The following is a 24,573-nucleotide window of genomic DNA, read 5'->3' as shown; positions in this document are numbered from 1 at the left end:
TCACCTGACGCAGTCGACGGCCAGCCGCAGGCTCTCCTCGACGGCATGCGGGATGTCGGTGATCGGGAACAGCGTGTGCCGTACGGTCCGTTCGGCGTCGATGATCAGGATCAGGCGTTTGTGCCGGAGCCGGCCGGCGCCGCGGAACGTCGGCAGCCGCAAAGCCGCGGCGAGTTGCCGGGCGGCGTCAGAGAGCAGCGGGAACGGGATCTCCTCGACCCGTGCGAACTCCCCTTGTTCGTACGGGAGTTGAGTGCTGGTTCCGCGTATGTCCACGCCCGCCCGGTGGAATTCGGGCCAGGCGTCGCGGAAGAGCCCGTTCTCCAACGTGCAGCCTTCGGCCCCCGGGATCGGTGGCTCGCCCCACTCGATGCCCGCGCCCGGGTAGGTGAACAGCACGGTCGCGGCGGCGTCCGGTGAGACGACCGGCAGGTCCGTGCCCTGGATGCCGGGGAGTTGGAGGTCGTCGGGCAGACGGGTGCCGGGCAGGGCGTGTACGCGGGCGTGTTCGGCGCTGTCCTCGGCCGTTGTCGCGGTGAGGCTGCCGTCGCCCAGCATCCAGCGGTCGCCCCAGTCCTGCATGGCCACGAGCAGGGGCAGCAGCGCGAGCCCGGCATCGGTGAGTACGTACTCGTAGCGCACCGGCCGCCGTTGGTAGAGGCGTCGGTGCAGCACCCCGCCGGCGACGAGCCGGCCCAGTCGCTCGGTCAGGACGTTGCGGGACAGGCCGATCCCGGCGGCCAGTGCGTCGAAACGGACATGGCCGCGGGCGATCTCCCGCAGTACCAGTACGTTCCACCAGTCCCCCAGGACCACTGCGGCCTGGGCGATGCCGCAGGTCTCATCGGCGTTGTGCATCCTCATGCGCCCATAGTAGGTTCTCTTTCAGGACTCACTTTGTTTCATGACGGAACTTATCGCCCGCCGACGTCCGGGACGCGGGCCCTGCGTGAGGAGTTGCACCGTGACCGCCATCAGCCGGGTCGTCGCGCGCGAGATCATCGACAGCCGGGGCAACCCCACCGTCGAGGTGGACGTGGAGCTCAAGGACGGATCGCTCGGCCGCGCCGCCGTACCGTCGGGCGCCTCCACCGGGGCCAGGGAAGCGGTCGAACTGCGCGACGGCGACCCAACCCGCTTCCACGGCAAGGGAGTTCGGCGCGCAGTCGACGCCGTCAACGAAACCGTCGCGGACGCCGTGACCGGACTCGACGCCGAGGACCAGGCCACCGTCGACCGCACGATGATCGAACTCGACGGGACCGCCACCAAGTCACGCCTCGGCGCCAACGCCCTGCTCGGCGTCTCCCTGGCCACCGCCAAGGCCGCCGCGGCCGCCCACCGGCTCCCGCTGTACCGCTACGTCGGCGGCGTCGACGCCCGCCTGCTGCCGGTACCGATGATGAACATCGTCAACGGCGGCGCCCACGCCGACAATCCGCTGGACTTCCAGGAGTTCATGATCGCGCCGATCGGCGCGGCCACCTTCGCCCAGGCCGTCCGCATGGGCTCCGAGGTGTTCCACACCCTGCGCCGCGACCTCATCGCCGCCGGCCACAGCGCCAACGTCGGCGACGAGGGCGGCTTCGCCCCCGACCTGCGCACCGCGGACGAGGCCCTCGACTTCGTCCTGCACGCCATCGAACGCACCGGATACAAGCCCGGCACCGACATCACCCTCGTCATGGACCCGGCGACGTCGGAGTTCTTCCGCGACGGTGTCTACGACTACACCGGCGAGGGCGTCCGCCGTACGCCCGCCGAACACGCCGACTACCTGGCCGAGTTGGTCGACCGCTACCCGATCGCCTCGATCGAGGACCCGATGGCCGAGGACGACCACGACGGCTGGCAGGCGCTCACCGCCCGGCTCGGTGAACGCTGCCAGCTCACCGGTGACGACGTCTTCTGCACCAACGAGACGCTGCTCAGTGCCGGAATCCGGGACGGGATCGCCAACTCGATCCTGGTGAAGGTCAACCAGATCGGGACCCTCACCGAGACCCTGGCGACCGTCGCCACCGCCCACCGGGCCGGCTACACGGTGGTGATGTCGCACCGCTCCGGCGAGACGGAGGACACCACGATCGCCGACCTCGCCGTCGCCACCGGCTGCGGGCAGATCAAGACCGGCTCCCTGTCCCGCGCCGACCGCACCGCCAAGTACAACCAACTCATCCGTATCGAGGAGGACTTGGGTGCCCAGGCGCGCTACGCGGGGCGGGACGCACTGGGCCTGCGCCGCTGAGGCGTCGCCTCAGGAGACCTTCGCTCCCAGCAGGTCGACCGGGGCGATCACCGGCGGCGCGCTGAGCTTCGTCCCCGCGATCTCCCCCAGGGCGGCGGCGATCCGGCCGGTCAGGTGCGCCTGCCGTCCCTGCTCGTCCTCGAAGGTGTCGAACACCCCGAAGGTGGTGGCGTTCTCGCGGAACGCGAACCACGTCACCGTGCCCTGCTCCAGTTCGGCAAGCTCCTGGGCACCGCGGAGCAGGGCCTCCACCTCGTCGGCGTGCTCCGGCCTGGCCTCGATGCGTACCAGCAGACCGACCTTCATGTCACCACTCCTCGTGTACGTCCAGAGCGCCGGGCTTCCGGCGCAGCACGAACCTATGGCGGTGATCGGCGATCACATCAGCGGCGGAAACGACACGGTTGATAGCGTTCCCGCCATGAAGGTGGCGGTCGTCGTCTACGACGGGGTGTTCGACTCGGGGCTCGCAGCCGTCCTGGACGTGCTGAGCAACGCCAACGCGCTGGGCGGACAGCTCCACGTGTCGTCGCCCACCTGGGACGTCACCCTCGTCGGCCCCGCCCCGAAGGCGCGGACCGGGGCGGGACTCCTCGTGACGACCGAGCCACTCGAACCGGCGGACACGGCGGACCTCCTGGTGGTACCGGCGCTCGGGGAGAGCGATCCCTCGGCGCTGCTCGACCATGTGGGCGGCGAGGTGTCCCGGCCCGTCCGCGAACTGGTCGCGCGGACCCGCGCACGGGGGGCGACCATCGCCTCGGCGTGCGCGGGCACCTTCCTACTGGCCGAGGCGGGGGTGCTGGACGGGCTGCGGGCCACGACGTCCTGGTGGCTGTCGCCCGCGTTCCGGGACCGATACCCCGAGGTCGAGCTGGATCACAGCCGGATGGTGATCAGTTGCGAGGGCGTCATCACCGCCGGCGCGGCTTTCGGTCACGTCGATCTCGCGCTGGCGATCGTCCGGGCGGCCAGCCCCGCGCTCGCCGACCTGGTCGCGCGCCATCTCGTGGTCGACGAGCGCCCCTCGCAGGCCGCGTACGCGATTCCCAGCGCCCTGGCCCAGAGCGATCCCACGGTCGCGGCCTTCGAACTCTGGATCCGTGAGCATCTGGCCGAGCCCATCGGTATCCCCGAGGCGGCCAGGGCCATCGGGGTCAGCGAGCGGACACTGCAGCGTGCCGTACGGCGCACCGTCGGTACCTCGCCGATCCGGTTCGTGCAGGACCTGCGGATCGAACGAGCCTCCCATCTGCTGCGCACCACCGGCCTGTCCCTGGAGACCATCTCCCGGAAGGTCGGCTACGAACACCCCGACACGCTGCGCGTACTGCTGCGCGAACGCACCGGGAAGACGACGTCGGCCCTCCGTCAAAGCAAGTGACCTCGGTTCAGGGGCGGTTCAGGGGATGAGGACGATCTTTCCGCGCGTGTGGCGCTGTTCGAGTTCGGCGTACGCGTCGCGGACGCGGTCGAGCGGATAGGCGGCGGCCACAGGGATCTCGATACGGCCGGAGGCGACGTGCTCGGCCATTTCGGTGAAGACCTCACGGGTGGACACACCTTCACTGCCCGCGCTCCTGGTGCCGAGCTCCTGGGCCTTCTGGAACGAGATGATCGTCTCGATCCGGTCCCCGGGGGATGCCCAGATCGACGGCGAGTTGGACGTAGTCGGGTCCGAACAGGCCGATGAACGCGTCGATCCCGTCGGGTGCCGCAGCGGTGAGTGCCTCGGCGAGTCCGTCGCCGTACGGGACCGTGGGCGCGCCGTGGGCGGTGAGCCAGTCGGCGTTGGCGGGCGAGGCGATGCCGAGGACGTGTACAGCGAGGAGGAGGTGTTCGGCCACACCACCGTCCTCGGCGGTCACCAGGACGAGATCTTCCGGACGGCGATGCGGAACCTGCTGGCGGACATTCACCACCGGATCACGTGACACGGTCCGCCCGGGCGCCGTAGCGTCCGAGGGGGATCTCTTCTCACGCTCCTGGACAGCTCTGCTCGCCGCGGTCGCCGACCTCAAGGACGCCGATTTCGCGAGGCCGTCGGGGTGCGCCGGGTGGCTGGTGCGGGACCTGGTCTGCCATCTGGCCATCGACGCCCAGGACGTGCTGATCACCCTCGTGACGCCCGCCGACACGGAGGTGACCCACGACGCGGTGACCTACTGGGCCGTCAGCCGGACGCCGCCCACCGGTGACGACCCGCTCGACGCGCTGATCGTCCGGCTGGCCGCCGCGTACGAGGAGCCCGGGCTGCTCAAGTTCCATCTGGACGACGTCGGTTCCGCCGCCGGCCGCGCCGCCCGGCTCGCCGACCCCGGTCTGCGGGTGAGCACGCGGGACCGGGTGCTCACCGCGGGCGACTACCTCTCCGCGTACGTCCTGGCGTGGACGCTGCACCACCTCGACACGGTCGCACACCTCCCGGACATGGCGGGGCCGCCCGCCGAAGCACTCGCCGGGCACGGGAGTTGCTGGAGAGGATCGCCGGAGCCGCGCTCCCCGCGTCGTTCTCCGACCGGGACGCGCTGCTCGTCGGGACCGGGCGCCGTGCGCCGACGGATGTGGAGCGGGCACAACTGGGCACCCTCGCAGAGGAGTTGCCGCTCCACCTCGGGCGACAGGTCGGCAACTCGGTGCGGACGCACCGAGTTGCCGACCTGCGGCGAGCGGCCGTACCACTCAGATCGCTGCCGCCGCCGCGCGGCCCGCCTGTCGGCCGGAGAACAGACAGCCGCCGAGGAAGGTGCCCTCCATCGACCGGTAGCCGTGCACTCCCCCGCCGCCGAAGCCAGAGACCTCACCGGCCGCGTACAGACCGGGGACCGGCGCACCGGTGGCGTCCAGGACGCGGCCCGAGAGGTCGGTCTGCAGGCCGCCGAGGGTCTTGCGGGTGAGGATGTTGAGGCGGACGGCGATCAGCGGTCCGGCGGCCGGGTCCAGGATCTTGTGGATCGCGGCGGTGCGACTGAGTGAATCGCCGGTGTAGGAAAGGGCGTTGCGGATGCCCATCACCTGGGCGTCCTTCGAGTACGGGTTGTCGATCTCCCGGTCCCTGGCCTCGATCTGCCGCTGGAGGTCGGCCAGTTGGATCAGGCCGTCGCCGGTCAGCCTGTTCATGCCGAGGACCAGCTCGGAGAGGCTGGAGGCGGTGACGAAGTCGACGCCGTTCTTCCTGAACTTCTCGATCGGCTCCGGCGTCTGCCAGATGCGCGAGAGCAGCATCAGGATGTCCTTGTTGGTGAGGTCGGGGTTCTGTTCGGACCCGGAGAGCGCGAACTCCTTCGCGATGATCTTGCTCGTGGTGACGAACCACGAGTAGTCGTAGCCGCTCGCGGTGATCGAGCCCAGGGTGTGGAGAGTGTCGTAACCCGGCATGTCGGGGGCGGAGAAGCGCTTGCCCTTGGCGTCGAACCACATCGAGGACGGGCCCGGGAGGATGCGGATGCCGTGGTTGGGCCAGATCGGATCGTAGTTCTTGAGGCCCTCGGTGTAGTGCCACATCCGGTCGGGGTTGACGATACGGCCGCCCGCCGCCGCGGTGATGCCCAGCATCCGGCCGTCCACGTAGGCGGGGACGCCGGTGACCATGGACTTGGGCGGGGTGCCGAGCCGGGCCGGCCAGTTCTGCCGTACGAGATCGTGGTTGGCGCCTATGCCGCCCGAAGTGACGATCACGACCGGGGCCTTGAGCTCGAAGTCGCCCACCACGGTGCGGGAGGTGGCCTTGCCACGCTGGGCGGTGCTGGGTTCGAGGACCGAGCCGCGGACTCCGGTCACGGCGCCACCGGTGCGGACGATCTCGTTGACCTGGTGGCGGAACTTGAAGGTCACCCTGCCGCTCGCGACCCCGGCCCGCACCTGCTTCTCGAACGGCTCGACCACCGCCGGCCCGGTGCCCCAGGTGACGTGGAAGCGGGGCACCGAGTTGCCGTGTCCGTCGGCGAGGCCGCCGCCGCGCTCCGCCCATCCGACGATCGGGAACCAGCGGACACCGAGGCCGTGGAGCCAGGACCGTTTCTCGTTGGCCGCGAAGTCCACATACGCCTCGGCCCACTTGTGGGCCCAGTAGTCCTGGCCGGTCGGGTCGTCGATGCCGCGGTCGAAACCGGCCGTGCCCAGCCAGTCCTGCCAGGCCAGCTCCTGGGAGTCCTTGATGCCCATGAGCCGCTGCTCGTCGGAGTCGACCAGGAAGAGTCCGCCGAAGGACCAGAAGGCCTGGCCGCCGAGGTTGGACTCGGGCTCCTGGTCCAGGAGCAGCACTTTCTTTCCGGCGGCGACCAGTTCGGCCGTCGCGACCAGTCCGGCCAGGCCGTGGCCGACGACGATGGCATCGGCGTCCGAGGTGCCGGCCGCGAACGCCGGTACCGCGTGCGCCGCGAGAGCGGCGCCGGCGGCGACGCCGCCGGCCACCGTAAGCGCTCTTCGTCTGCTGATCGCCGTGGGGGAGGTCAGGTTCTCCATGGGGTGCCTTCCGAATGAGATACGGGAGGTGCGGGAGGTGTGTCCGACACGTGGAGCGTGCCGCGACACCACTGTTGTTACCGCCGGTAGCACCCAAGGAAACCAAGTTGTGTCGGCAGTGCTGCCGACGTCCGGGTCACGACATGTCGAGCGGACCGTCGCGGTCGATGAAGCGGCCGGAGCCCGCGCCGGGCCCCTCGGTGGCGAGCCGGACGATCGCGTCGGTCCCCTCGGTCACGGTCTGCGGGCCGCTGTGGCCGTTGAGGTCGGTCGCCGTGTAGCCGGGATCGGCGGCGTTTACCCGAACGTCCCTGAGGGCCTTGGCGTATTGAGTGGTCAGCATGGTGAGGGCCGCCTTGGACGCGGTGTAGAGCGGCGCGACCACGCAGGACTCGATCCGCGACGGGTCGTGCGTGATGGCGAGGGACCCCATGCCGCTGCTGACGTTGATGACGACCGGGTCGGCCGAGCGGCGCAGCAGCGGAAGGAAGGCGGTGGTCGTACGGACCGCGCCGAAGACGTTGACGTCGAAGACGCCGAGCGCGTCGGCACCCGTCAGCTCTGCGGGATCCCCGTGCGGGCCGTGCACCCCGGCGTTGTTGATCAGGACGTCGAGTACGCCTTCGTGTACGGCGACATCGGCCGCCGCCGCGGCGACGGAGGCGTCGTCGGTGACGTCGATACGGACGAACCGCGCGCCGAGTTCGGCCGCGGCAGCGGCACCCCGCTCCTCTTCGCGGGCCCCGACGATCACGGTGTGGCCGAGGGCGAGGAGACGTCGGGCGGTCTCGTGGCCGAGGCCCTTGTTGGCTCCGGTGATGAACGTGGTGGTCATGCCTCGATCGTCCGCGCGGCGCCCGGGCTCTGCCAGGGACGCCACGACCGTAGGAACCGCATTACCAGGATGGCGAGTTGGGGCAGGATGGAGGGCATGGCAGTGAACGAGGGTCTCGGGCTGGGCGCGACGATCCGGGCCTGGCGGGAGCGGTTGTCACCGTCGGCGCTGGGGCTGCCGTCCGGCCGGTCCCGGCGGGCGGCCGGCCTGCGCCGTGAGGAACTCGCCGAGCGCGCCGGTGTGTCGGTCGACTACGTGGTGCGCCTGGAGCAGGGGCGGTCCACGGCGCCTTCGGCACAGGTGGTCAACTCCCTCGCGCTCGCACTGCGGTTGAGCGGCACCGAGCGGGAACACCTCTACCGCATGGCGGGGTTGGTCCCGCCGAACCATGAGCCGATCCCCGACCACCTCCCGCCGGGCGTGCACCGCGTGTTGAACCGGCTGGGTGAGGTCGCGGTCGCCGTGTTCGCGGCCGACTGGCAGCTGATCTGGTGGAACCCCGGGTGGGCCGCACTGCTCGGCGACCCGTCGGCCAAGCCTCCCGCTCTCCGCAACTTCGCCCGCGAGCGCTTCCCGACCGGCTCCGGCGACGACGTACGCATCGCCACCTGGCCGGTGCTGGTGCGCGACGGCGACAACTCGGATCTGGCCGTCGTGTCCGACCTGCGCCGCGCCACCGGCCGCTTCCCGCACGACGCCCGGCTGGCCGACCTGATCCGTCAACTCACCGATGGCAACGCGACGTTCGCCCGACTGTGGGCGAGCGGCACGGTGGCCGCACACCGCGAGGACCGCAAGACGGTGCGGCATCCCGTGGTCGGGCCCGTGGACGTGGACTGCGACGTCCTGACGGACGGCGAATCCGACCTGAAGATCGTCATCCTGACGGCGGCGCCCGGGAGTTCGGACGAGGCGAGGCTGCGGCGGGTCGTCGCCGCCCCCCTGCCGGACCGCACGGGTACGACTGCCGGTATGTCGCCAATCACCTAAGATCGCCGCACAGGACAACGGTGCGGGGTGGGCGGCGTGCTCTGGTGGGCTCTGGAAGAGATACGACTGAAGCGGACGGGGCGCAGCGCCCGGTACACGGAGCTGGTGTTGGAGCTGGCCTGGAATCCGGGCCCGGGCTCGGACCCGTCGCTCGCGGCGGAACTGCTGGCGGTCGGTGTGCCGAAGGCGTCGCAGTTGTGGGCGCCGATCGGGTCGGTGGTTCTCGTGGCACCCGGAGCCGACGCGCACCCGGGGGTTCAGCCGGCCCTGGACACGGTCCGCGAGCAGTGGCCGGGGGCGGAAGTCAGGGTGGTGGACGAGACGGTGGCCGCCCTGGTCGGTGCGGGCCAGGACCCGGAACCGGCCGCTTGTGTCGTGGTGCACCTGGACGCGGTGCACAGCTCGGTCGCCCTCGTCGCCGGGCGTGAGGTGGTCGCGAGCGGTCTGTCCACCGGTGGCGCACGAGGTCTGGCCGACGCGGTGATCGGGCATGTGCGCGAGGAGGACGGCCTCGACCTCGGCCTGGAGGTGGCGTGGTCCGCCGTCGTCCACGGCGGCGCGTTCGCGCCGTCGCCGACAGTGCCCGGCCCGCTGTCCGTCGACGGATCGCCGATCACCGACGACAGCGCCCGCCCCCGGCAGCAGGTCGAGGTCACGTTGTCGCCGACCGGATTGCGCGCCGTCGTGGCCCCTGCCTACCAGCCGGTGGTGGACCTCGTGGCGCGGGTGCTGCGGGACGCCCCGCCGGAGACCGCCCGGCAGGCAACCGCCGGCGGACTGCTGCTGACGGGCCCGCATCCACCCGGAGCGGAGGACCACCTGACGGAACGCACCGGGCTGTCCGCGCGCCGGGTCGCCGAACCGAGAATCGGGTTCGAACACCCTCAGGTTCTCCGCGACGGGGTGGATCGTCTGCTGGCCGAGAATCCGCCGACCCCTGTCATCGCCGACGAACGCACCGATCGGTTCCGCCGACTCATCGCGGACTGGGGCCGATCCCCCTCGGACGTGGACCAAGACGCCTACACGCCAGAGGAGTTGGCGTGGTTGGAGCTGCTCCGCCTGCTGCCGCGTCGTCCGACACCCGGCGACCGGTGAGCGCCACCGGGCAGAGGTGGGCCGTGCGTCTGTTGTGGACGGCACTCGCGGTGCCGGTGAGCGCGGTGCTGACGGGTATGGCCTTCGGTGTCGTCTACGGTGCGTCGCTGACGCCCGTCGGATGGCGGAACCCGATGGTCCTGGGCTTCGGCGCGCTCGTGCTGGCCGGTGCTCTGCTTGGGCTGGCGTTCGTCCTGTACGACTTCCGGGGCGACAGCACCAGGGGGTGGGAGATCCCGCTACGGGAGACCGCGGTGGCCGCCTGCGTCGCCGTGACCATGCTGGTGTGCTGGCTCGCGCTGAAGGATCAGGCGCTGCACGAGCGTGGCCGAGCCGTCCGGGCGGTCGTCACGGACCTGCGGCCCAGCACCGGCGTGTACGACGCCGGAACGGACGCGATCCTGGCGGACGCCGCCCACCACCGGCGGCTCGGCGTCATCGGCGCGGGGCACCTCGCTGTCGGTGACCGTCTTACCGTCACGGTCGATCCCCGGGGCAGATACGACGTCAGCGCCGGTCCGCCGCCCGCCGCTCCCGGATGGATGTGGGACCTGTCCGCCGTGATCGCCACGGTTCAGGCCCTGTTCACCGCCTCGCTCGGTTTCAGCGCGGCCGCCGGGCGAGAACGCTGAGCACGGCGCACCAGGTGATCGGCAGACCCGTCAGTGCTTGGCGAACTGAAGGCGGGTGGACTGTACGACGTCGGGCCGCACCGCCAGTGCGGGAACGGTGAGTTGCTCGCCGTAGATGTCGGTGAGCCTGATCGCGCCGCCGCAGCCGCTGCCGCTCTCGGAGAGGAAGTAGTTGTAACTGGCGCGCGGCAGTTGACGCCAGGTACCGCCCGCGAGGACCTCCAGGCGGGCCAGCGGATTGCGGTGGCCGATCGCCTGGATGCCGCACCAGTAGCGGCTGGACCCGGTCTTGTAGCGGATCGAGATCGTGTCGGAGGTGCTGGGGCTCACCAGGTTCCAGGTGATCGGGATCCGGCCGGCCGAAGGGCTGGCGAGTTCGGCGAATGCCTGCGCGCTGAGGTCTATCTGTCCGGGTGCGCAGTCCCCCGGGCACTCATTGGTGATCCGGACGGTGACGGTGGCGCCACCGGCCGCGTGCACGAGCACATACGCCCCGCAGGCCTTGGACGACTCGTAGTCGGTGGTGTTCATCGCGCCGGTCAGGACGTCGTCGCCCGGGTCGTACAGACAGGCGCCGCTGCCGTCCGCGTCGTAGAAGGTGGCGACACCTCGGTAGGTGACGCCGGGCCGGATGCGTCCAGCCAACGAGGCGGTGCCGACGGCCTGTTGCCGGGCCTTCGTGGCCGACGGGGTGGCCGGGGTTGCGGTCGGGTGGGCGGAAGGTGTCGCCGACGGCTTCTTGGACGCGTCGGTCGCGTGAGTGGACGGAGAGGCGGAGGCGGTCGAAGTGCCGGTCGCGGAAGGGGAGTTCGCGGCGGACCCGGTGGCGGCGTGGCCCGCCTCGGTCTTCACGTCCTCGCCGTTCTTGTCACCTGGCAGAAGCACCAGGGCCAGCGAGACGACGATGAGCACCGCGGCCGCCGACAGAAACAGCCACCGCTTGGACACCGGACCTCCTCGACGGCCACCCTCCGTTTCCCGGAGTGATGAAGGAGGCGATCGTGCCAGCCTCCGAGGGACGGCGGCAAGCCCTTTCCGCGGATGGGCAGTTGGGGGCGGGTGTGGGCGCTCAGGGTTCGGGAGTCCATTCCGCGGGAGGGGGTGTGCGGCTGTAGTGGGGTCCCCTGGGGCCGTAGTGAGCGAGGTGGAGGATCTCACCGCCGACCGCCAACTCTGCCGGTGGCGGGTTGGGGACGGTGATCCGCGGGTGGGAGCGCCCGTCGATACGGATGCTCTCCCGGGGTCGGTTCCAGCCGTCGGCCCAGTTCTGGGCCCGCTCGCGGGTCCACGGATTCCGCAGGGTCCGCGGGGCGGCCGGGTCGTGCCGACGGCCGTTGAGGCTGCGCACGAGGCCCTCGCTGTAGACGCCCTTGACGCGGAAGTTCTCCAAGTCCTCGGCGCGTACGACCATGTTGACGTATCTGCGGCCGTTCCCCCGGTGCCGGCCCACGGCGGGCCAGCGGCCGTGGCCGGGGTCCCAGGGGATCGGCGGGATCCACAGCAGGGCCCCTATCGGGAAGTGCCGCGTGCCGCGCTGAATTTCGAGGCCGCTCTCGCCGTGCGCGGTCTCTCGCGCGACGTTGGCCACCAGACACCAGCCCAACAGCCCGTCCGGTGTCTCGTCGTCGATGAGTTCTGTTTCTGTCACACCGGGAATTCTTGGGCACGGGACCGGGCGCGGGCCAACTGTTATCGGGTGGGCCGGAAGCGCGGGAAGCGGAGACGGTCGGCCGTCCCCCGGCCGGGCGGTTCGGAGTGCCGGTCCACTTCGCCGGCCTCGGCAGACCCGGCGGCGAAGCGCCCCGATGGAGGGCCACCGCGTGAGCGGTACTGCCGCGCGGCTGGACGTCGTCGGACGGTTCGAAGGTGTGCTCCTCCAGGGTCGTACGGGGTTTCAGCCGAGGTCGGGCAACGGGCGCCGGGCGACGACGCGGGCGTCCTCCGGCGGGACACCCAGCATGCGCAGCAGCATCTCGGCCAGCTGGGAGGCAGTCTCGTCCCCGTCGAGATCGGGGCGGGCGAACCGCAGCTCCACCAGGGCCAGCAGGGAGCCGCCCAGCGCGGTCAGGGCGACGGTCGGGTCGGCGATGGTGAACCGTCCCGAGCCGATGCCGACCTCAAGGTCACGCACGGCACGCGGCGCGAGGCCGGAGTCGGAGTGGATGTGGCTGAGGCCTCGGTGGCGCAGGACCTGCATCAGTTCCGGGCGGGAGTCGGCCAGGCGCGCGCTGAGGCGGAAGCCGGCGGCAACGAGCTCCGCGGGGTCGTCGATGTCCTGGAGGCGTTCGTCGAAGGTCTGGCCGAGTTCGTCGAGGGCGTCGACCACGGCCGCGTCGAACAGTTCCATCTTCGACTCGAAGTGGTTGTAGAAGGAGCCGAAGCCGACGTCCGCGCGTTCCGCGATGGTCTGGATGCTCGCGCTGGTGTCCCCGGTCTCGGCGAGGATCCGCCGGGCCGCCCTGATCAGGGCCTGGCGGGTCTCGGCGCGACGGCGTTCGAAGCGGTTGCGGGGCGGGGCTGACGTCGGCATACGTGCGAGCTTAGCAACGGGGACCCGCATCCCACAGTTCTGATGAATGCATCAATTTACCCGGGAGAAACTATTGACGATCAAGAAGTCAAAGCTGATGATTTCATCAATCAGCGATGCAGCCCGGAGGCCCGGAGGAGAACATGGACGTCAGGACGGCCCACCAGGACCTCCACAGCGCGCAGGGCGCCCTGCGCGGCGAGCACCCCGGGCGCTCCCGGAACCCCGTGATCAAGGTGTCGGACCTCGCCTGGCTGGAGTTCGAGAAGCCCGACCTGGACCGCGCCGAGGTCTTCGCCCGCGACTTCGGCTTCGGCGTCGCCTCCCGCACCCCGGACGAGCTGTGGTTGCGCGGCACCTTCGCGGGTTCCCCGTGCATGGTGATCCGCCGCGGCCGTACGTCCCGCTTCATCGGCCCGGCGTTCCGCGCCGCAGACCGCGCCGACCTGGACCGGCTGGCCCGGGCTACGGGCACGGACGTACGGGACGCCGACGTCCCCGGCGGCGGCGGGTCCGTGAGTCTCCTCGATCCCTCAGGCTTCCCCGTGCGCGTCGTGCACTGCGCCGACTCGTTGCCCGCGCTGACCGAACAGCGGCCGCTGCTCCTCAACTTCGGCACCGATCACCGTCGCACGAACGCCACCCAGCGACCGTCCCGGGAGCCGTCCCGCATCCAGCGCCTGGGTCACCTGGTCCTGGAGACACGGGTGTTCGGCCGCGCGCTGGACTGGTACCTGGACACACTCGGCATGATCGTGTCCGACTTCCTCTTCCTGGACGGGCAGCGCGACCGGGGCCCCACCATGGCATTCCTCCGCTGCGACCTGGGCAGCGTGCCCGCCGACCACCACACCCTGGCCATGCACCTCGGCCCGGGCAACGGCTACGTCCACTCCGCCTACCAGGTCACCGACCTGGACTCCATCGCCACCGGCGGCGAGTACCTCAACGAACGCGGCTACAAACGCAGTTGGGGCATCGGACGGCACATCCAGGGCAGCCAGCTCTTCGACTACTGGCGCGACCCCGACCACTTCATGCTGGAGCACTTCGCCGACGGCGACCTCTTCTCCTGCGACCTGGAACCCGGCTGGGCACCCATGTCCACCAGCGGCCTCGCCCAGTGGGGGCCGCCTGCCACCCGCGACTTCCTCGGCGCGAGCCCCTCACCGCAACGGGTCCGCGAGGTGATCCAGGCCCTGCGCGGTGACAACGAGATGGACCCGGCACGCCTGCTGGGCCTGCTCAGGGCCGCCAGGTCCTGACCCCCAACCCCCTGACAGAGGCACCGACATGAGCACCAACGTCCTGCGAACCGCCGCCGGCTGGTGGGTGGTGCGCGACTCACGCGCCGTCCGCATCGACACCAAGGCCGTCACCACCGCCGATCTGCTGGCCGACCGCGACGCCGTACGAGAGACCGCCGCGAGCGGCGAGACAGGCACTCCGGTGGCCGACCTCGCGGCCCTCTCCCCCGTGACCACGCCCTGCCGCGTCGTCGCCCAGATGGTCAACTACCGCAGCCACGCCCGCGATTCGGGCTTCACCGGCGACATCCCGGCCACCTTCTTCCGCAAGGCGTCCGGCTCGGTCAGCGGCCCCGACGACGCCATCGTCCGCCCCTCCCACGTGAACTTCCTCGACTACGAGGTCGAACTCGGCCTCGTCATGGCGACGTCGCTGCCCGTGGGCACCGTGGTGGAGGAGCGGGACCTGGCGTCGTACGTCGCAGGGCTCGTCGTCACCAATGACATCAGCGCGCGGGACGTACAGCTGACGAAGACGCAGTTCTACGAGAGCAAGTCGTATCCCACGTTCACGCCGACCGGGCCGTACCTCAGCCTGCTGGAGCCGGAGGACTTCGGTCATCTCCTGGATCTGCGGCTGCAGTTGAGCGTCAACGGGGAGCTGCGGCAGGACCGCACCCTCGCCGACATGATCGTGCGTCCGGCGCGGGCGCTCACGTTGCTGGCCCGGTTCCAGACGCTGGAGCCCGGCGACCTGCTGCTGACCGGTACCCCGGGAGGCACCGCGCTGAAGGCACCGCCGAAGGCCGTGGAGAAGCTCGGCGCGCTGTTGCCGCCCGCAGTGAAGTGGAAGGCGTTCTTCAAGAGCCAGGCGAAGAACCCGCACTACCTGCGGCAGGGCGACCGGATCACCGCCACCATCGCCACCCCGGACGGACGCATCGACCTGGGCGAGCAGCACACTCCCGTGACCGACGCGACCTGAAACCCTTGAAGTGAGCCGCACATGAGCGTCGAGACCAACTCGGCAGAGATATCCGTGGTGATCGTCGGAGCCGGGCCCGTGGGCGTGACCGCCGCGCTCCTGCTCGCCCGGCACGGCGTCCGGAGCGTCGTCCTCGAACGCCACCAGGACGTCTACCCCCTGCCGCGCGCCGTCGCCACGGACGACGAGGTACGCCGGATCCTCCAAGCCGCGGACGTGGACGAGGAGTTCGACGCCATCGCCCGGCCAGCGCGCGGGCTGCGGCTGCTGGACGCCCGGCACCACGTGATGGCCGAGTTCCCACGCGCCGCACAGGGCGCGCACGGCTTCCCGCAGACCAGCATGTTCGACCAGCCCGCGCTGGAACGCGTGTTGCGCGCCGCGCTGGCACGCACCCCGGAATGCGAGCTGCGGAAGGGGGTGGAGGTCACCGGCGTCGAGCAGGACGGCGCCGGACCGGTCCGAGTGACGTACCGCGAGGCCGAGGGTGAACACGTACTGCTCGCGGACGCCGTACTCGGCTGCGACGGGGCGGGCAGCGTCACCCGCTCCGCCGTCGGCTCGCGGTGGGAGGACCTGCGCTTCGAAGAACGCTGGACGGTCATCGACGTGCGCACCAGCCTCCCGGTCCGCTGTTGGGAGGGCGTGGACCAGGTCTGCGATCCGGCGCGGCCAGCCACCTTCATGCGCATCGGCGAGGACCGCTACCGCTGGGAATTCCGGCTTCCGGACGACACCCAACCGGATCACGAACGGCTGCGGGAACTGGTAGCGCCCTGGGTGGACCTCTTTGCCGGCGCCGACTTCGAAGTGATACGGCAGGCGCAGTACACCTTCCGGGCCCGCACAGCCGATCGCTGGCGCAGTGGCCGCGTCTTCCTCCTCGGCGACGCCGCCCACCTCACCCCGCCGTTCATCGGACAGGGACTGTGCGCCGGTCTGCGCGACGCCCGCAACCTGAGCTGGAAACTGGCACGGGTGCTCCAACAGGGCGCCGAGGAAGGTCTGTTGGAGACTTACGAAAGCGAACGCAAGCCCCACGCCCGGCGCATGATCCGCCTCGCGGTCGCGATGGGCTGGGCGATGACCGGAGGCCAGGACGGTGCCGCCGCCCTCCGCCGCGGCGCACTGGGCGCGGCGGTCCGCATACCCCGGCTCACCACGGCGGTCGCACGAGACCTCACCCCATCCCTGACCGCGGGACCCCTCGTACGACGCCCGTCACGCCTCGGCCGACGCGGTCCGGTCGGCGGCTTCTGCCCACAGGCCTGGGTGAGTGTCGACGGTCGGCCGACACGCCTCGACGAACTGCTCGGCCGCTCCTTCGCCGTACTGGCTCTCGCACCCGTGGCCCCCACCGTCACGGCGGTCGCCGACGGCCTCGGCGCCCGCATCCTGCCCGTAGCCGACCTCGACGACGAAGGACGCCTCGCGACGTGGCTGCGCGAGGGACGGGCGGACGCCGTGCTGCTGCGCCCCGACCGTGTCGTGATGGACGTCGTCCCGGCCGGCGGCCACGACTTCACGGGTACGGCCGACTGGGCGTCCCTGCTGCACACCTCCCGAAGGCCGCTCCACACCCAACGGACCACCCAGAACCTCCTGTTGAGGAGCACGACGCGATGACCACGTCTCACCCGGAACCCTTTTTCGCTCCCGACCCCGAGGTCGCCTCCGGCAGTCGCATCGCGGACTTCGCGCGCGGCGTCGGAATGGAGGGTTCGGACTACGCCGCCCTGCACCGCTGGTCGGTCACCGATCTGGCCGGATTCTGGGGTGCGGTGTGGGAGTACTTCGGCGTCGACGCGGACACGCCGTACGAGAAGGTGCTGGCCGAGGAGATCATGCCGGGCGCCCGCTGGTTCACCGGCGCCACCCTCAACTACGCCCACCACGCCCTGCGCAACCTCGCGGACGACGACGTGGCGATCATCGCCCTCGACGAGACCGGCTCCGGTTACCAGGTGACCGGGAGGCGGCTGCGCGATCAGGTCGCCTCGGTGGCCGCAACGCTGCGCGACCTGGGCGTCGGCACGGGTGACCGCGTCGTCGGCTACCTCCCCAACACCCCGCACGCGATCACCGCGTTCCTCGCCACCGCGAGCCTGGGTGCCGTGTGGTCCGTGTGCGGGCAGGACTACGCGCCCAGCGCCGCCGCCAACCGTTTCGCGCAGCTCGAACCCACCGTCCTGATCGCCGCCGACGGCTACCTCTTCAACGGCACCACGCACGACCGCCGCGACGCCGCCCTCGAACTCGCCTGCCTGCTACCGACGTTGAAGGCCACTCTGCTCGTGGACCACGTGGGTCTGCCGTGGCCCTCACGGAACCACCCGTCGCCGGTGATCCCTTGGGAGGACGCCTCCACCCGTACCGAGCAACTCACCTGCACGGCCGTGCCGTTCGACCACCCGCTGTGGGTCGTGTTCTCCTCCGGAACCACCGGCCTCCCCAAGGGCATCGTCCACGGGCACGGCGGTGTCCTGCTCGAACACCTCAAGACCCTGGGCCTGCACTCCGACCTCGGCCCCGGCGACCGGCTCCTCTGGTACACCACCACCCACTGGATGATGTGGAACCTGGTCGCCTCCACCCTGCTCACCGGCGCGGCCACCTGCACCTACGACGGCAGCCCCGCACCACTCACCCGCCCAGATGTCCTGTGGGAGTTGGCCGCCCGGCACCGCGTCACCGTCTTCGGCACGAGCCCCCAATTCCTCCTGGGCATGGCCAAGTTCGGCATCGATCCCGCCGCCGCGCACGACCTCTCCTCGATCCGCGTCGTCGGCTGCACCGGCTCCGCCCTGCCTGCCTCCGCCTACCCATGGGTCCGCGACCACGTCGCCGGGCACGCTCTGCTCGCCTCCGTCAGCGGCGGCACCGACATCGTCTCCGGGTTCGCCGGCAGCTCGCCCAACACCCCGGTCTGGGCCGGTGAGCTGTCGGCGCCCCACCTGGGCGTGGCGCTCGCCGCCTACGACGGCGAGGGTTTTCCGGTGCGGGACGAGGTCGGTGAACTGGTCGTCACCCGGCCCATGCCGTCGATGCCGCTGCACTTCTGGAACGACCCCGACGGCAGCCGATACCGCGAGGCCTATTTCGCCGTCCACCCCGGCGTCTGGCGCCACGGCGACTGGATCACCCTCACCTCCCACGGCTCGGTCATCGTCCACGGCCGCTCCGACTCCACCCTCAACCGCCACGGTGTACGGCTGGGCAGTGCCGACATCCACGACATCGTCGAGCAACTCCCGGAGATCGCCGAGGCGTTGGTCATCGGGGCGGAGGAACCCGACGGCGGCTACTGGATGCCGCTGTTCGTCGTCCTCGCGGCCGGCGCCGAACTCGACGACGCCCTCCGCGACCGCATCCGCGACGCGATCCGCACCGGCGTATCGCCCCGACATGCCCCCGACGAGATACTCGAAGTCCCGGCGATCCCGCACACCCGTACCGGCAAGAAACTCGAAGTCCCCGTCAAACGACTGCTCCAGGGCCACGACGTGGAGCAGGTCGTCAACCCCGGCGCCGTCGATGTCCCTGCGCTGATCGACTACTTCGTCCATCTGGGTGCGCAGCGCCGCCGCCGAAGGAACCCGACATGAGAACAGCGAGGCTAGGTCGGCGCGGATCCACCGGCCTCGACCGGGAGCTCTGCACGCCCCGCGCCGACCGGTCCTGATCGAGGTGCCGGGTCAGCGACGCGAGGACGATCTCCTCCGGAGCGCATGGCACCGGAGAGAAGTTCCACCTTGAGCCGTGCGTCTCCCACAACACGGAATTCTCCGCGCGATACCGTCCCGGACGACGTTCTCCACCTCGACCACGATCGCGTGGAACGGGTTTCCCGGCCCCTCGGGCAGTTCTGTGACCAGCAGGCCTGACCCCGCTCGGAACATCGGTTGCATGGCCTGGTCCGTGGACGCCTCCAGGATCGTTCGATGATCTCCCCCATCCGCTCCGCGGCCGGGTCCGCGGACCGCGCCGCGATCGACGCCACGCGCTCGACCGCGGGCCGACAAGCCCGCCCGGTCAGGGCCAGGACCAGGACCAGGACCAGGGTGCTCTTGTCGCGGTCGTGGTCTTCCTCGATGCCGGCTCCCCGGATACGCGGCATCCGGTCGCTCTCCTTCCCCTACGGATTCTCTGTGGCGCGGGGTCGGCCTCGGCCCCCGCCGCCGGTGCACCTGCCCGGAGGGCAGGGCGGCCCTCGCCAGATGCGCGTTCTCCTGGCACGTCGAGGTGAGCTTCTCCCGGTCGAGACGCCGGCCGTCCGCCGTACGGACCGCCTCGTTGCCGTAGAAGCCGACCACCAGCCACCGGATGGGCCCGCCGTCTGCCGACTCGTCCGGAAGCCAGCGCTCGGCACGGACGCGCGCGTGGACCGTCGCGCGGTCGCCGTTGATGTCGACGACGTGGCCGGTGATCGCATGGTGGGTCACCACGAACGGTACGAAGGCGCCCCGGAGGATCCCGGTGTACTGGTCGAGCGGTGTTTCCGTCGGCGGCATGCCGGTGATGGACGAGAAGTCGAGCGTGAGCGGGTCGGCGAAGACCTGGCGGGGCAGATCCGTGAACTTCTTCTTGTCCTGAGGTGCTGCCGTACTCGTTGGTCCGACGGCCCGAGTCGGAGCTCACCGGCCCTCGAACCCGTCGGCCACGCTCCAGTTGAGTGTGGTGTTCCTCCCGAAGACCACCCGCTGCCCGTCCTCGGAGACCGTGGCCCGTTCCCAGCCGTCGAAGTCCTTCGTGACGTTGACGCTCCAGTCCGTCAGGTCGCCGACGCCCACGGCCGCGAGGGACTCGGTCGGTGGCTCGCCGTCGTAGCAGTAGGGGCCGAAGTCGGCGATCGCCGCCACGGTTCCGTTCCTGGTACGCAGGTGGATGCCCTGGCAGGCGTCGGTCCCGGTGCGGTAGATGACCGTCGGTGCGGTCCAGGCCCTCGCCCGGGGGCTGTAGTGCTGCTCGACGAGCCCCTCGCCCCGGCGGTAGTGCAGGGCCACCCGGCGGCCGTCACCGAGTTTCACCTCGGCGTTGTACGGGCTTGAACTGCCGTTCCAAGGGAGGTCGCTCTTCTGCAACTTGGAGGCGTAGACCGTGGATTCCGGTGAGACTGAGGCATTCCCGGAAGGTTCCTTCACCGGCGCCGAGCTCTGGTGCGCGCACGCCGCCGCCAAAGTCACCGTCACGGTCACGAGCACGCCAAGCATTCCTCTGACCGACGCCCTCGTGCCGGGCTTGTGCATACGTGCCTCCCGTCGCCCCGCCGCAGCATAGGGGCGACCTGGTCCTCCGCAACGGATCTCTGCTGCCGGGCCGGCAGCAGAGATCCGGCCGATTCAAGGAGTGATCGGCGAGCCGGTCCAGATCCGGCGCTCCGCGCTCAAGGGGTCGTCCAGCGTGTGCGGGGTGGTGTCCCAGGTCATGGTGGTGCGGCGCTTGTCGGTGTAGCGGGGCCACTCGGGGCCCGGGTCGAGGTCCCGGACGAAGGCGACCCAGGCACCGTGCATCTCGTCGGCGAGGGACTGGGGCGGATGCGGGCCCGTCGCGGCCGTGACGCGTTCGGCGTCGAGGAGGCCGAACGCGAAGGGGATCTCCACGCAGTGGGAGGCGCTTCCATAGGTGAAGTGGTAGAGCCAGGTGGGGAGTTCGTGGTGTGCGCGGGCCTCGGCGAGGGCGAGTGACGGGCCTCGGAATATGGCGTCGGTGAGGGCCTGGCCCACGCGTTGCGCCGGGTCGTCATCGTCGTCGTGGAGGGCGATGTAGGCGGACACGGCCTCCGGGGCCAACCCGTTTGCGGTCAGCACGGCTTGTACTGCCTCGACCGGTGCGGGTGTCGGCGCCGGACTGGTCCCGACCGGCGGGTTGAACTCCCGCTGGGTGAACCCGAGCACCAGCGGGACGGAAGCCGCGCTGCCATCCGCGAAAGCCTCCGCCACAGGAACGGGGATCAACTCCCCGTCCGCAAAGGGCGCCAGCGTCAGCCCGGCCTCGGGAGTGGCCAAGGCGTCCTGAAGGGCAAGAAGTTGATCAGCAGTCAGATCACGGAGTGCGGACGCCAGCGCCGGGACGCCGGTGCGTGCCGTCAGGCGGGCGGAGTCGGCGAGTGCGTCGCGCCGGTGCTGGGGCGACCTGACGGCACCGGACTGGGAGATCGCGGCCCGGAAGAGGCCGTGTGCCGCGGGGGTGGCCATCAGGGTCTGCGCGGCGCCGCCGCCGGCCGACTGACCGGCGACGGTGACCTTCGCGGGGTCGCCGCCGAACGCGGCGATGTTGTCGCGTACCCAGGTCAGTGCGGCGATCCAGTCGAGCACGCCGCGGTTGTCGGGGGCGTCGTCGAGGTGGAGGAAGCCCTCGATGCCGAGCCGGTAGCCGATCGACACGAGGACGACTCCGTCGCGGGCGAAGGCCGAGCCGTCGTACCAGGGGCTGGCGGCGGATCCGGCGACGTACCCGCCGCCGTGGATCCAGACCAGGACGGGCAGGCCCGCGCCCGGCTGCGGGTCGGGTGTGAAGACGTTGAGGTTCAGGACGCCGTCGCCCGGTATCGAGGGTTCGGGGATGGTGGTGGGGCCGTCGAGGATGAAGGGGCGGCGTTGCGCGGTGGGCCCGTACCGGGTGGCGTCGAGTGGCTCGGTCCACGGCTCGGGCGGGACGGGGGCGGCGAAGCGGAGGTCGCCGACCGGGGGCTTGGCGTAGGGGATGCCGAGGAAGCGGGCGGTGGTGTGCTGCCACGTCCCGAGGACGGGTCCCTGGGACGTGGCAGCGATCACGGACTGGGGCACGGAGCGACTTCCTTGTGGAGGGGGGAGGTTACGGGTGATGGTCGAAGTCTCGCGCCTGGCCCGCTACTTGACGCTCTTGATCGGCCGGATGGCGAGCGCGCTGATCAGCACGACGGCCATGGCGAAGACGAACAGGGCGCGGTAGCCCGGCAGTTTGTCGGAGCCGGCCGCGAAGGAGGTGATGAGCACGGAGGCGATGATCGGGCCGAGGGCCTGGGGGATGTTGGTGGCGATGTTGAGGATGCCGAGGTCCTTGCCGGCCGCCGAGCCCTTGGGCAGGACCTCGGTCATCAGGGCCATGTCCAGCGACATGTAGGTACCGAATCCCATGCCGCTGACCAGCGCGTAGGCGTACATCGCGGGCAGGGTGGGGCTGAGCAGCGGGATGGCCATGGAGAGGGCGAGCAGGACCGACGCGCCGATCACGAAGATCTTGCGGCGGCCGGTGCGGTCGGAGATCTTCGCGGCAGGGACGGCACCGGCGAGGGTGCCGACGAGGGCGAGGACGGACATCAGCTGCTGGGCGCTGTCGAGGGCGCCGCCGTCCAGGCCGACGTAGTCCTGGAGGGCGTAGCGCTGGTAGGTGGCGACTCCCCAGTAGCCGAGGATGAAGGTCATGCGGGCCACGAACGCCCAGGCGAAGTCCGGGTGCCTGCGCGGAGAGATCCAGAAGCCGGTGAGGAACTCCCGCCAGGAGAACGGCTCCGGGGGCTCGGGGCAGGTGCGGTCGCGGTTGAGGAGGACGAAGGCGAGCACCGTCACCAGGACGACGGCCGCGATGACGCCGTAGCCGAGGCCGAGGCGTCCTGCGTAGCGGGCGGCGAGGATCACGCCGAGGGTGGCGCCGAGGTTGGAGCCGAGGCCGACGAAGGCGGAGACGATGCCGAACCGGCGCGGGGCCACGCGGTCGGCCATGACGGCGGTGAGGGGGGCCTGGACCACGTTCAGCAGTACCTGAACGGCGACCCACAGCAGGGTGAGCCAGAGCAGGGTGGTGGCGTGGGAGATGGCCAGCAGGGTGAGGACCGCGCCGACGGCACCGAACAGCATCCAGGGGGTGCGGCGGCCGAGGCGGCCCCGGGTGCGGTCGGAGACGGCGCCGATGATCGGCTGGGCGAAGAGCGTGACGATGGACGAGGTCATCGTGACCAGCGCGAGGTTCGATTCCTTCGCGGCGGCGTCGATGTTCTGGATCTGGGTGGGAAGCAGGACGACGACGAGACCGGCGTAGGCGGTGTAGAGAGCGGCGAATCCCGCGCCCATCGACCACATCAGGACGTTGACCCGGGAGCGGCCCAGGGTGTCGTCCGTTCGGGGAGTGGCGGGGGCGGAAGAGGTCGAAGCGGACAAGGACGCCTCCACGGGGACGGACCGGCTTCGTTGCCGGTGTCGGGAGTATGGACTCGCCCATTTATTTTTTTCAAGACTCGAAAAATTATATCTTGGCCACCATGACCGGATCACACCGTGCCGGGGGCACAATCGTCCGTGTGAACGCCCCCGCCGACTCCGCCGACGTGCGACGCCGCAACCTGGCCCTGGTGCTGCGCCACCTCGACGCCCACGGCCCCTGCGCCCGTACCGAGGTCGCCGCCGGGACCGGGCTGGTGCACGCCTCCGTCACGGCGCTCGTCGCGGAACTCATCGACCGTGGCCTGGTCCGCGAGGCGGGTTCGGTGCCGTCCGGCGGCCGGGGCCGCCCCCGGCGGCTGCTGCGGCTGGTCCCCGAACGGGTGGTCATCCTCGCCGCGCAGGTGACCCTGGAGTCCGTGCACGTCATGGCGGCCGACTTCGGCGGCCACGTCCTGCACCGCGAGTCGGCGCCGCACCACGCGCCGTACGGCGATCCGCGCGTCCTGGCCGCGGTCATCGGCTGTGCCGCGAGGGCGGCCGAAGCCATGGTCCGGGACGCGTCTCCGGACGCCCATGTCGCCCAACTCACCGTCGCCATGGCCGGACCGGTCATAGGACCCGGCCAACTGGTCGCCGCAGCCATCGACTTCGGCTGGCACAGCACCGACTTGCGCGCCCTGGTCGTCGCCGAACTCCCCGGACTCGACTGTCCGGTCGACGTGGTCAACGACGCCAACATGGCGGCCCTGGCCGAGTACCACGCCCTCGCGGCCGACGGAGTACGGCACCCCGAGACCGTCGCCTACATCAAGGCCGACACCGGTGTCGGCGGCGGACTGCTGGTCAACGGCCGTGTGCACAGCGGGAGTCACGGCATGGCGGGCGAGATCGGGCACCTGCCGATCGCTCTCGACGGTCCCGAATGCCGGTGCGGCACGCAGGGTTGCCTGGCGATGTACATCGGGCCCGAACCTCTCATCCACGCGGCCGGGTTGGACGCCGTCGCCGATGCGCGAGGGGGCGAGGCAGCGCTCGCCGAGCTGGACCGCCGACTGCGCGCGGGCGACCCGGACGCGACCGCAGCACTCGGCGCCGCCGGGCACGCCCTGGGTGCGGCCGTCCTCGGTGTCTGCGGTGTCGCCGACGTCGGCGAGATCATCCTCGGCGGCTACCTCTCCACCTGGGCCACGTGGCTCCGGCCCGGCCTGGACGCCCGGCTGGCCGGGCGCCGCGCCCTGGCGCCGGACACCCAGCCGGAGATCACCTTCGGCGTCCTCGGTACGGAGGCGACGCTGCGCGGCGCGTTCCAGACCTGCCGCGACGCTCTCCTCGACGACCCCACCAGCGTTCCGGCCGTCCCCGCGCCCCCGGTCGGCGTGGCGTCCCCGTAACGGCGAGGCCGTTTC

23 protein-coding genes and 2 pseudogenes are annotated in these 24,573 nt (G+C 70.8%); 12 read left to right on the top strand and 13 right to left on the bottom strand.

Annotated features, from left to right (window positions below; genetic code table 11):
- Nucleotides 1-864 carry a winged helix-turn-helix transcriptional regulator gene (locus tag AB0I51_RS11535; protein WP_362973782.1) on the bottom strand — a complete coding sequence of 288 codons (864 nt, stop codon included), beginning with the start codon at nucleotides 862-864 and terminating at the stop codon, nucleotides 1-3.
- Nucleotides 865-964: 100 nt separating this feature from the next.
- On the opposite strand from AB0I51_RS11535, the gene eno reads away from it, so the two are divergent.
- Nucleotides 965-2,248 (top strand): phosphopyruvate hydratase, encoded by a 1,284-nt coding sequence (eno, locus tag AB0I51_RS11530; protein ID WP_362973780.1) that lies wholly within the window; start codon nucleotides 965-967, stop codon nucleotides 2,246-2,248.
- Nucleotides 2,249-2,257: 9 nt separating this feature from the next.
- Here eno and AB0I51_RS11525 read toward each other — a convergent pair whose 3' ends face one another.
- Nucleotides 2,258-2,554, bottom strand: coding sequence for an antibiotic biosynthesis monooxygenase (locus AB0I51_RS11525; RefSeq protein WP_362973778.1), 297 nt, complete (start codon nucleotides 2,552-2,554; stop codon nucleotides 2,258-2,260).
- Here AB0I51_RS11525 and AB0I51_RS11520 point away from each other — a divergent pair.
- The gene (locus AB0I51_RS11520; RefSeq protein WP_362973776.1) at nucleotides 2,553-3,632 is read left to right on the top strand and encodes a helix-turn-helix domain-containing protein; all 1,080 of its coding nucleotides are present in this window, start codon (nucleotides 2,553-2,555) and stop codon (nucleotides 3,630-3,632) included. The genes AB0I51_RS11525 and AB0I51_RS11520 overlap by 2 nt on opposite strands.
- A gap of 18 nt (nucleotides 3,633-3,650) precedes the next feature.
- On the opposite strand, the gene AB0I51_RS11515 is transcribed toward AB0I51_RS11520, so the two are convergent.
- Together AB0I51_RS11515 and AB0I51_RS11510 are read right to left on the bottom strand one after the other, a co-directional pair.
- A complete protein-coding gene (locus AB0I51_RS11515) occupies nucleotides 3,651-3,809 on the bottom strand; it encodes a zinc-binding dehydrogenase (RefSeq protein WP_362973774.1) in 159 nt (52 codons plus the stop codon).
- A 4-nt stretch (nucleotides 3,810-3,813) separates the two neighbouring features.
- Nucleotides 3,814-4,095, bottom strand: a complete 282-nt coding sequence (locus tag AB0I51_RS11510; protein ID WP_362974215.1) for a hypothetical protein — start codon at nucleotides 4,093-4,095, stop codon at nucleotides 3,814-3,816.
- On the opposite strand from AB0I51_RS11510, the pseudogene AB0I51_RS11505 reads away from it, so the two are divergent.
- Nucleotides 4,081-4,182, top strand: a pseudogene (locus tag AB0I51_RS11505) (TetR/AcrR family transcriptional regulator); the annotation flags it as partial. The gene AB0I51_RS11510 and the pseudogene AB0I51_RS11505 overlap by 15 nt on opposite strands.
- 61 nt (nucleotides 4,183-4,243) lie before the next feature.
- Nucleotides 4,244-4,866 (top strand): annotated as a pseudogene (locus AB0I51_RS11500) (maleylpyruvate isomerase N-terminal domain-containing protein); the annotation flags it as partial.
- 64 nt (nucleotides 4,867-4,930) lie between these two features.
- On the opposite strand, the gene AB0I51_RS11495 reads toward AB0I51_RS11500, so the two are convergent.
- Both AB0I51_RS11495 and AB0I51_RS11490 read right to left on the bottom strand, forming a co-directional pair.
- Nucleotides 4,931-6,712 (bottom strand): FAD-binding dehydrogenase, encoded by a 1,782-nt coding sequence (locus AB0I51_RS11495; RefSeq protein WP_362973772.1) that lies wholly within the window; start codon nucleotides 6,710-6,712, stop codon nucleotides 4,931-4,933.
- A 136-nt stretch (nucleotides 6,713-6,848) separates the two neighbouring features.
- Nucleotides 6,849-7,547 carry an SDR family NAD(P)-dependent oxidoreductase gene (locus AB0I51_RS11490; protein WP_362973770.1) on the bottom strand — a complete coding sequence of 233 codons (699 nt, stop codon included), beginning with the start codon at nucleotides 7,545-7,547 and terminating at the stop codon, nucleotides 6,849-6,851.
- 87 nt (nucleotides 7,548-7,634) lie between these two features.
- Here AB0I51_RS11490 and AB0I51_RS11485 point away from each other — a divergent pair, with 87 nt between their 5' ends.
- Genes AB0I51_RS11485 through AB0I51_RS11475 form a run of 3 tightly spaced genes read left to right on the top strand, consistent with a single transcriptional unit; the run spans nucleotide 7,635 to nucleotide 10,267 of the window.
- Complete coding sequence (locus AB0I51_RS11485; protein ID WP_362973768.1) at nucleotides 7,635-8,537, top strand: helix-turn-helix transcriptional regulator; 903 nt, start codon at nucleotides 7,635-7,637, stop codon at nucleotides 8,535-8,537.
- Between the two features lie 36 nt (nucleotides 8,538-8,573).
- Complete coding sequence (locus AB0I51_RS11480; RefSeq protein ID WP_362973766.1) at nucleotides 8,574-9,635, top strand: rod shape-determining protein; 1,062 nt, start codon at nucleotides 8,574-8,576, stop codon at nucleotides 9,633-9,635.
- A gap of 23 nt (nucleotides 9,636-9,658) precedes the next feature.
- Nucleotides 9,659-10,267, top strand: a complete 609-nt coding sequence (locus AB0I51_RS11475; RefSeq protein WP_362973764.1) for a hypothetical protein — start codon at nucleotides 9,659-9,661, stop codon at nucleotides 10,265-10,267.
- Between the two features lie 30 nt (nucleotides 10,268-10,297).
- Here the strand turns inward: AB0I51_RS11475 and AB0I51_RS11470 are convergent, their stop codons facing one another.
- The 3 genes from AB0I51_RS11470 to AB0I51_RS11460 all read right to left on the bottom strand — a co-directional run bounded on the left by AB0I51_RS11470 (nucleotide 10,298) and on the right by AB0I51_RS11460 (nucleotide 12,797).
- Nucleotides 10,298-11,215, bottom strand: coding sequence for an expansin EXLX1 family cellulose-binding protein (locus tag AB0I51_RS11470; RefSeq protein ID WP_362973762.1), 918 nt, complete (start codon nucleotides 11,213-11,215; stop codon nucleotides 10,298-10,300).
- A gap of 121 nt (nucleotides 11,216-11,336) precedes the next feature.
- On the bottom strand, nucleotides 11,337-11,915 hold the full coding sequence (locus tag AB0I51_RS11465; RefSeq protein ID WP_362973760.1) for a hypothetical protein: 579 nt from the start codon (nucleotides 11,913-11,915) through the stop codon (nucleotides 11,337-11,339).
- 246 nt (nucleotides 11,916-12,161) lie between these two features.
- Nucleotides 12,162-12,797, bottom strand: coding sequence for a TetR/AcrR family transcriptional regulator (locus AB0I51_RS11460; protein WP_362973758.1), 636 nt, complete (start codon nucleotides 12,795-12,797; stop codon nucleotides 12,162-12,164).
- A 143-nt stretch (nucleotides 12,798-12,940) separates the two neighbouring features.
- On the opposite strand from AB0I51_RS11460, the gene AB0I51_RS11455 reads away from it, so the two are divergent.
- The 4 genes from AB0I51_RS11455 to AB0I51_RS11440 are packed head-to-tail and all read left to right on the top strand — an operon-like array spanning nucleotide 12,941 to nucleotide 18,634.
- Complete coding sequence (locus tag AB0I51_RS11455) at nucleotides 12,941-14,062, top strand: VOC family protein (RefSeq protein WP_362973756.1); 1,122 nt, start codon at nucleotides 12,941-12,943, stop codon at nucleotides 14,060-14,062.
- A gap of 28 nt (nucleotides 14,063-14,090) precedes the next feature.
- The gene (locus tag AB0I51_RS11450; protein WP_362973754.1) at nucleotides 14,091-15,029 is read left to right on the top strand and encodes a fumarylacetoacetate hydrolase family protein; all 939 of its coding nucleotides are present in this window, start codon (nucleotides 14,091-14,093) and stop codon (nucleotides 15,027-15,029) included.
- 21 nt (nucleotides 15,030-15,050) lie between these two features.
- Nucleotides 15,051-16,655: a bifunctional 3-(3-hydroxy-phenyl)propionate/3-hydroxycinnamic acid hydroxylase gene (locus AB0I51_RS11445; protein ID WP_362973752.1), complete on the top strand. Its 1,605-nt coding sequence runs from the start codon at nucleotides 15,051-15,053 to the stop codon at nucleotides 16,653-16,655.
- Nucleotides 16,652-18,634 (top strand): acetoacetate--CoA ligase, encoded by a 1,983-nt coding sequence (locus AB0I51_RS11440; protein ID WP_362973750.1) that lies wholly within the window; start codon nucleotides 16,652-16,654, stop codon nucleotides 18,632-18,634. Before AB0I51_RS11445 ends, AB0I51_RS11440 begins: the two co-directional genes overlap by 4 nt.
- Before the next feature lie 90 nt (nucleotides 18,635-18,724).
- Here the strand turns inward: AB0I51_RS11440 and AB0I51_RS11435 are convergent, their stop codons facing one another.
- From AB0I51_RS11435 to AB0I51_RS11420, 4 genes are all read right to left on the bottom strand, one after another.
- Nucleotides 18,725-19,597 (bottom strand): nuclear transport factor 2 family protein, encoded by an 873-nt coding sequence (locus AB0I51_RS11435; protein WP_362974191.1) that lies wholly within the window; start codon nucleotides 19,595-19,597, stop codon nucleotides 18,725-18,727.
- A 66-nt stretch (nucleotides 19,598-19,663) separates the two neighbouring features.
- Nucleotides 19,664-20,230, bottom strand: coding sequence for a hypothetical protein (locus tag AB0I51_RS11430; protein ID WP_362973748.1), 567 nt, complete (start codon nucleotides 20,228-20,230; stop codon nucleotides 19,664-19,666).
- Between the two features lie 138 nt (nucleotides 20,231-20,368).
- Nucleotides 20,369-21,814, bottom strand: coding sequence for a carboxylesterase family protein (locus AB0I51_RS11425; RefSeq protein WP_362973746.1), 1,446 nt, complete (start codon nucleotides 21,812-21,814; stop codon nucleotides 20,369-20,371).
- A 63-nt stretch (nucleotides 21,815-21,877) separates the two neighbouring features.
- A complete protein-coding gene (locus AB0I51_RS11420) occupies nucleotides 21,878-23,164 on the bottom strand; it encodes an MFS transporter (protein ID WP_362973744.1) in 1,287 nt (428 codons plus the stop codon).
- Between the two features lie 140 nt (nucleotides 23,165-23,304).
- Here AB0I51_RS11420 and AB0I51_RS11415 point away from each other — a divergent pair, with 140 nt between their 5' ends.
- Entirely contained in the window at nucleotides 23,305-24,558 is a 1,254-nt protein-coding gene (locus tag AB0I51_RS11415) for an ROK family transcriptional regulator (RefSeq protein ID WP_362973742.1), read from the top strand.
- Nucleotides 24,559-24,573 lie beyond the last annotated feature (15 nt).

The organism is Streptomyces sp. NPDC050549, assembly GCF_040655035.1.
GTDB lineage: Bacteria > Actinomycetota > Actinomycetes > Streptomycetales > Streptomycetaceae > Streptomyces.
The sequence above is the reverse complement of the archived record's forward strand: the minus strand, read 5'-3'. Positions and strand labels throughout refer to the sequence as shown.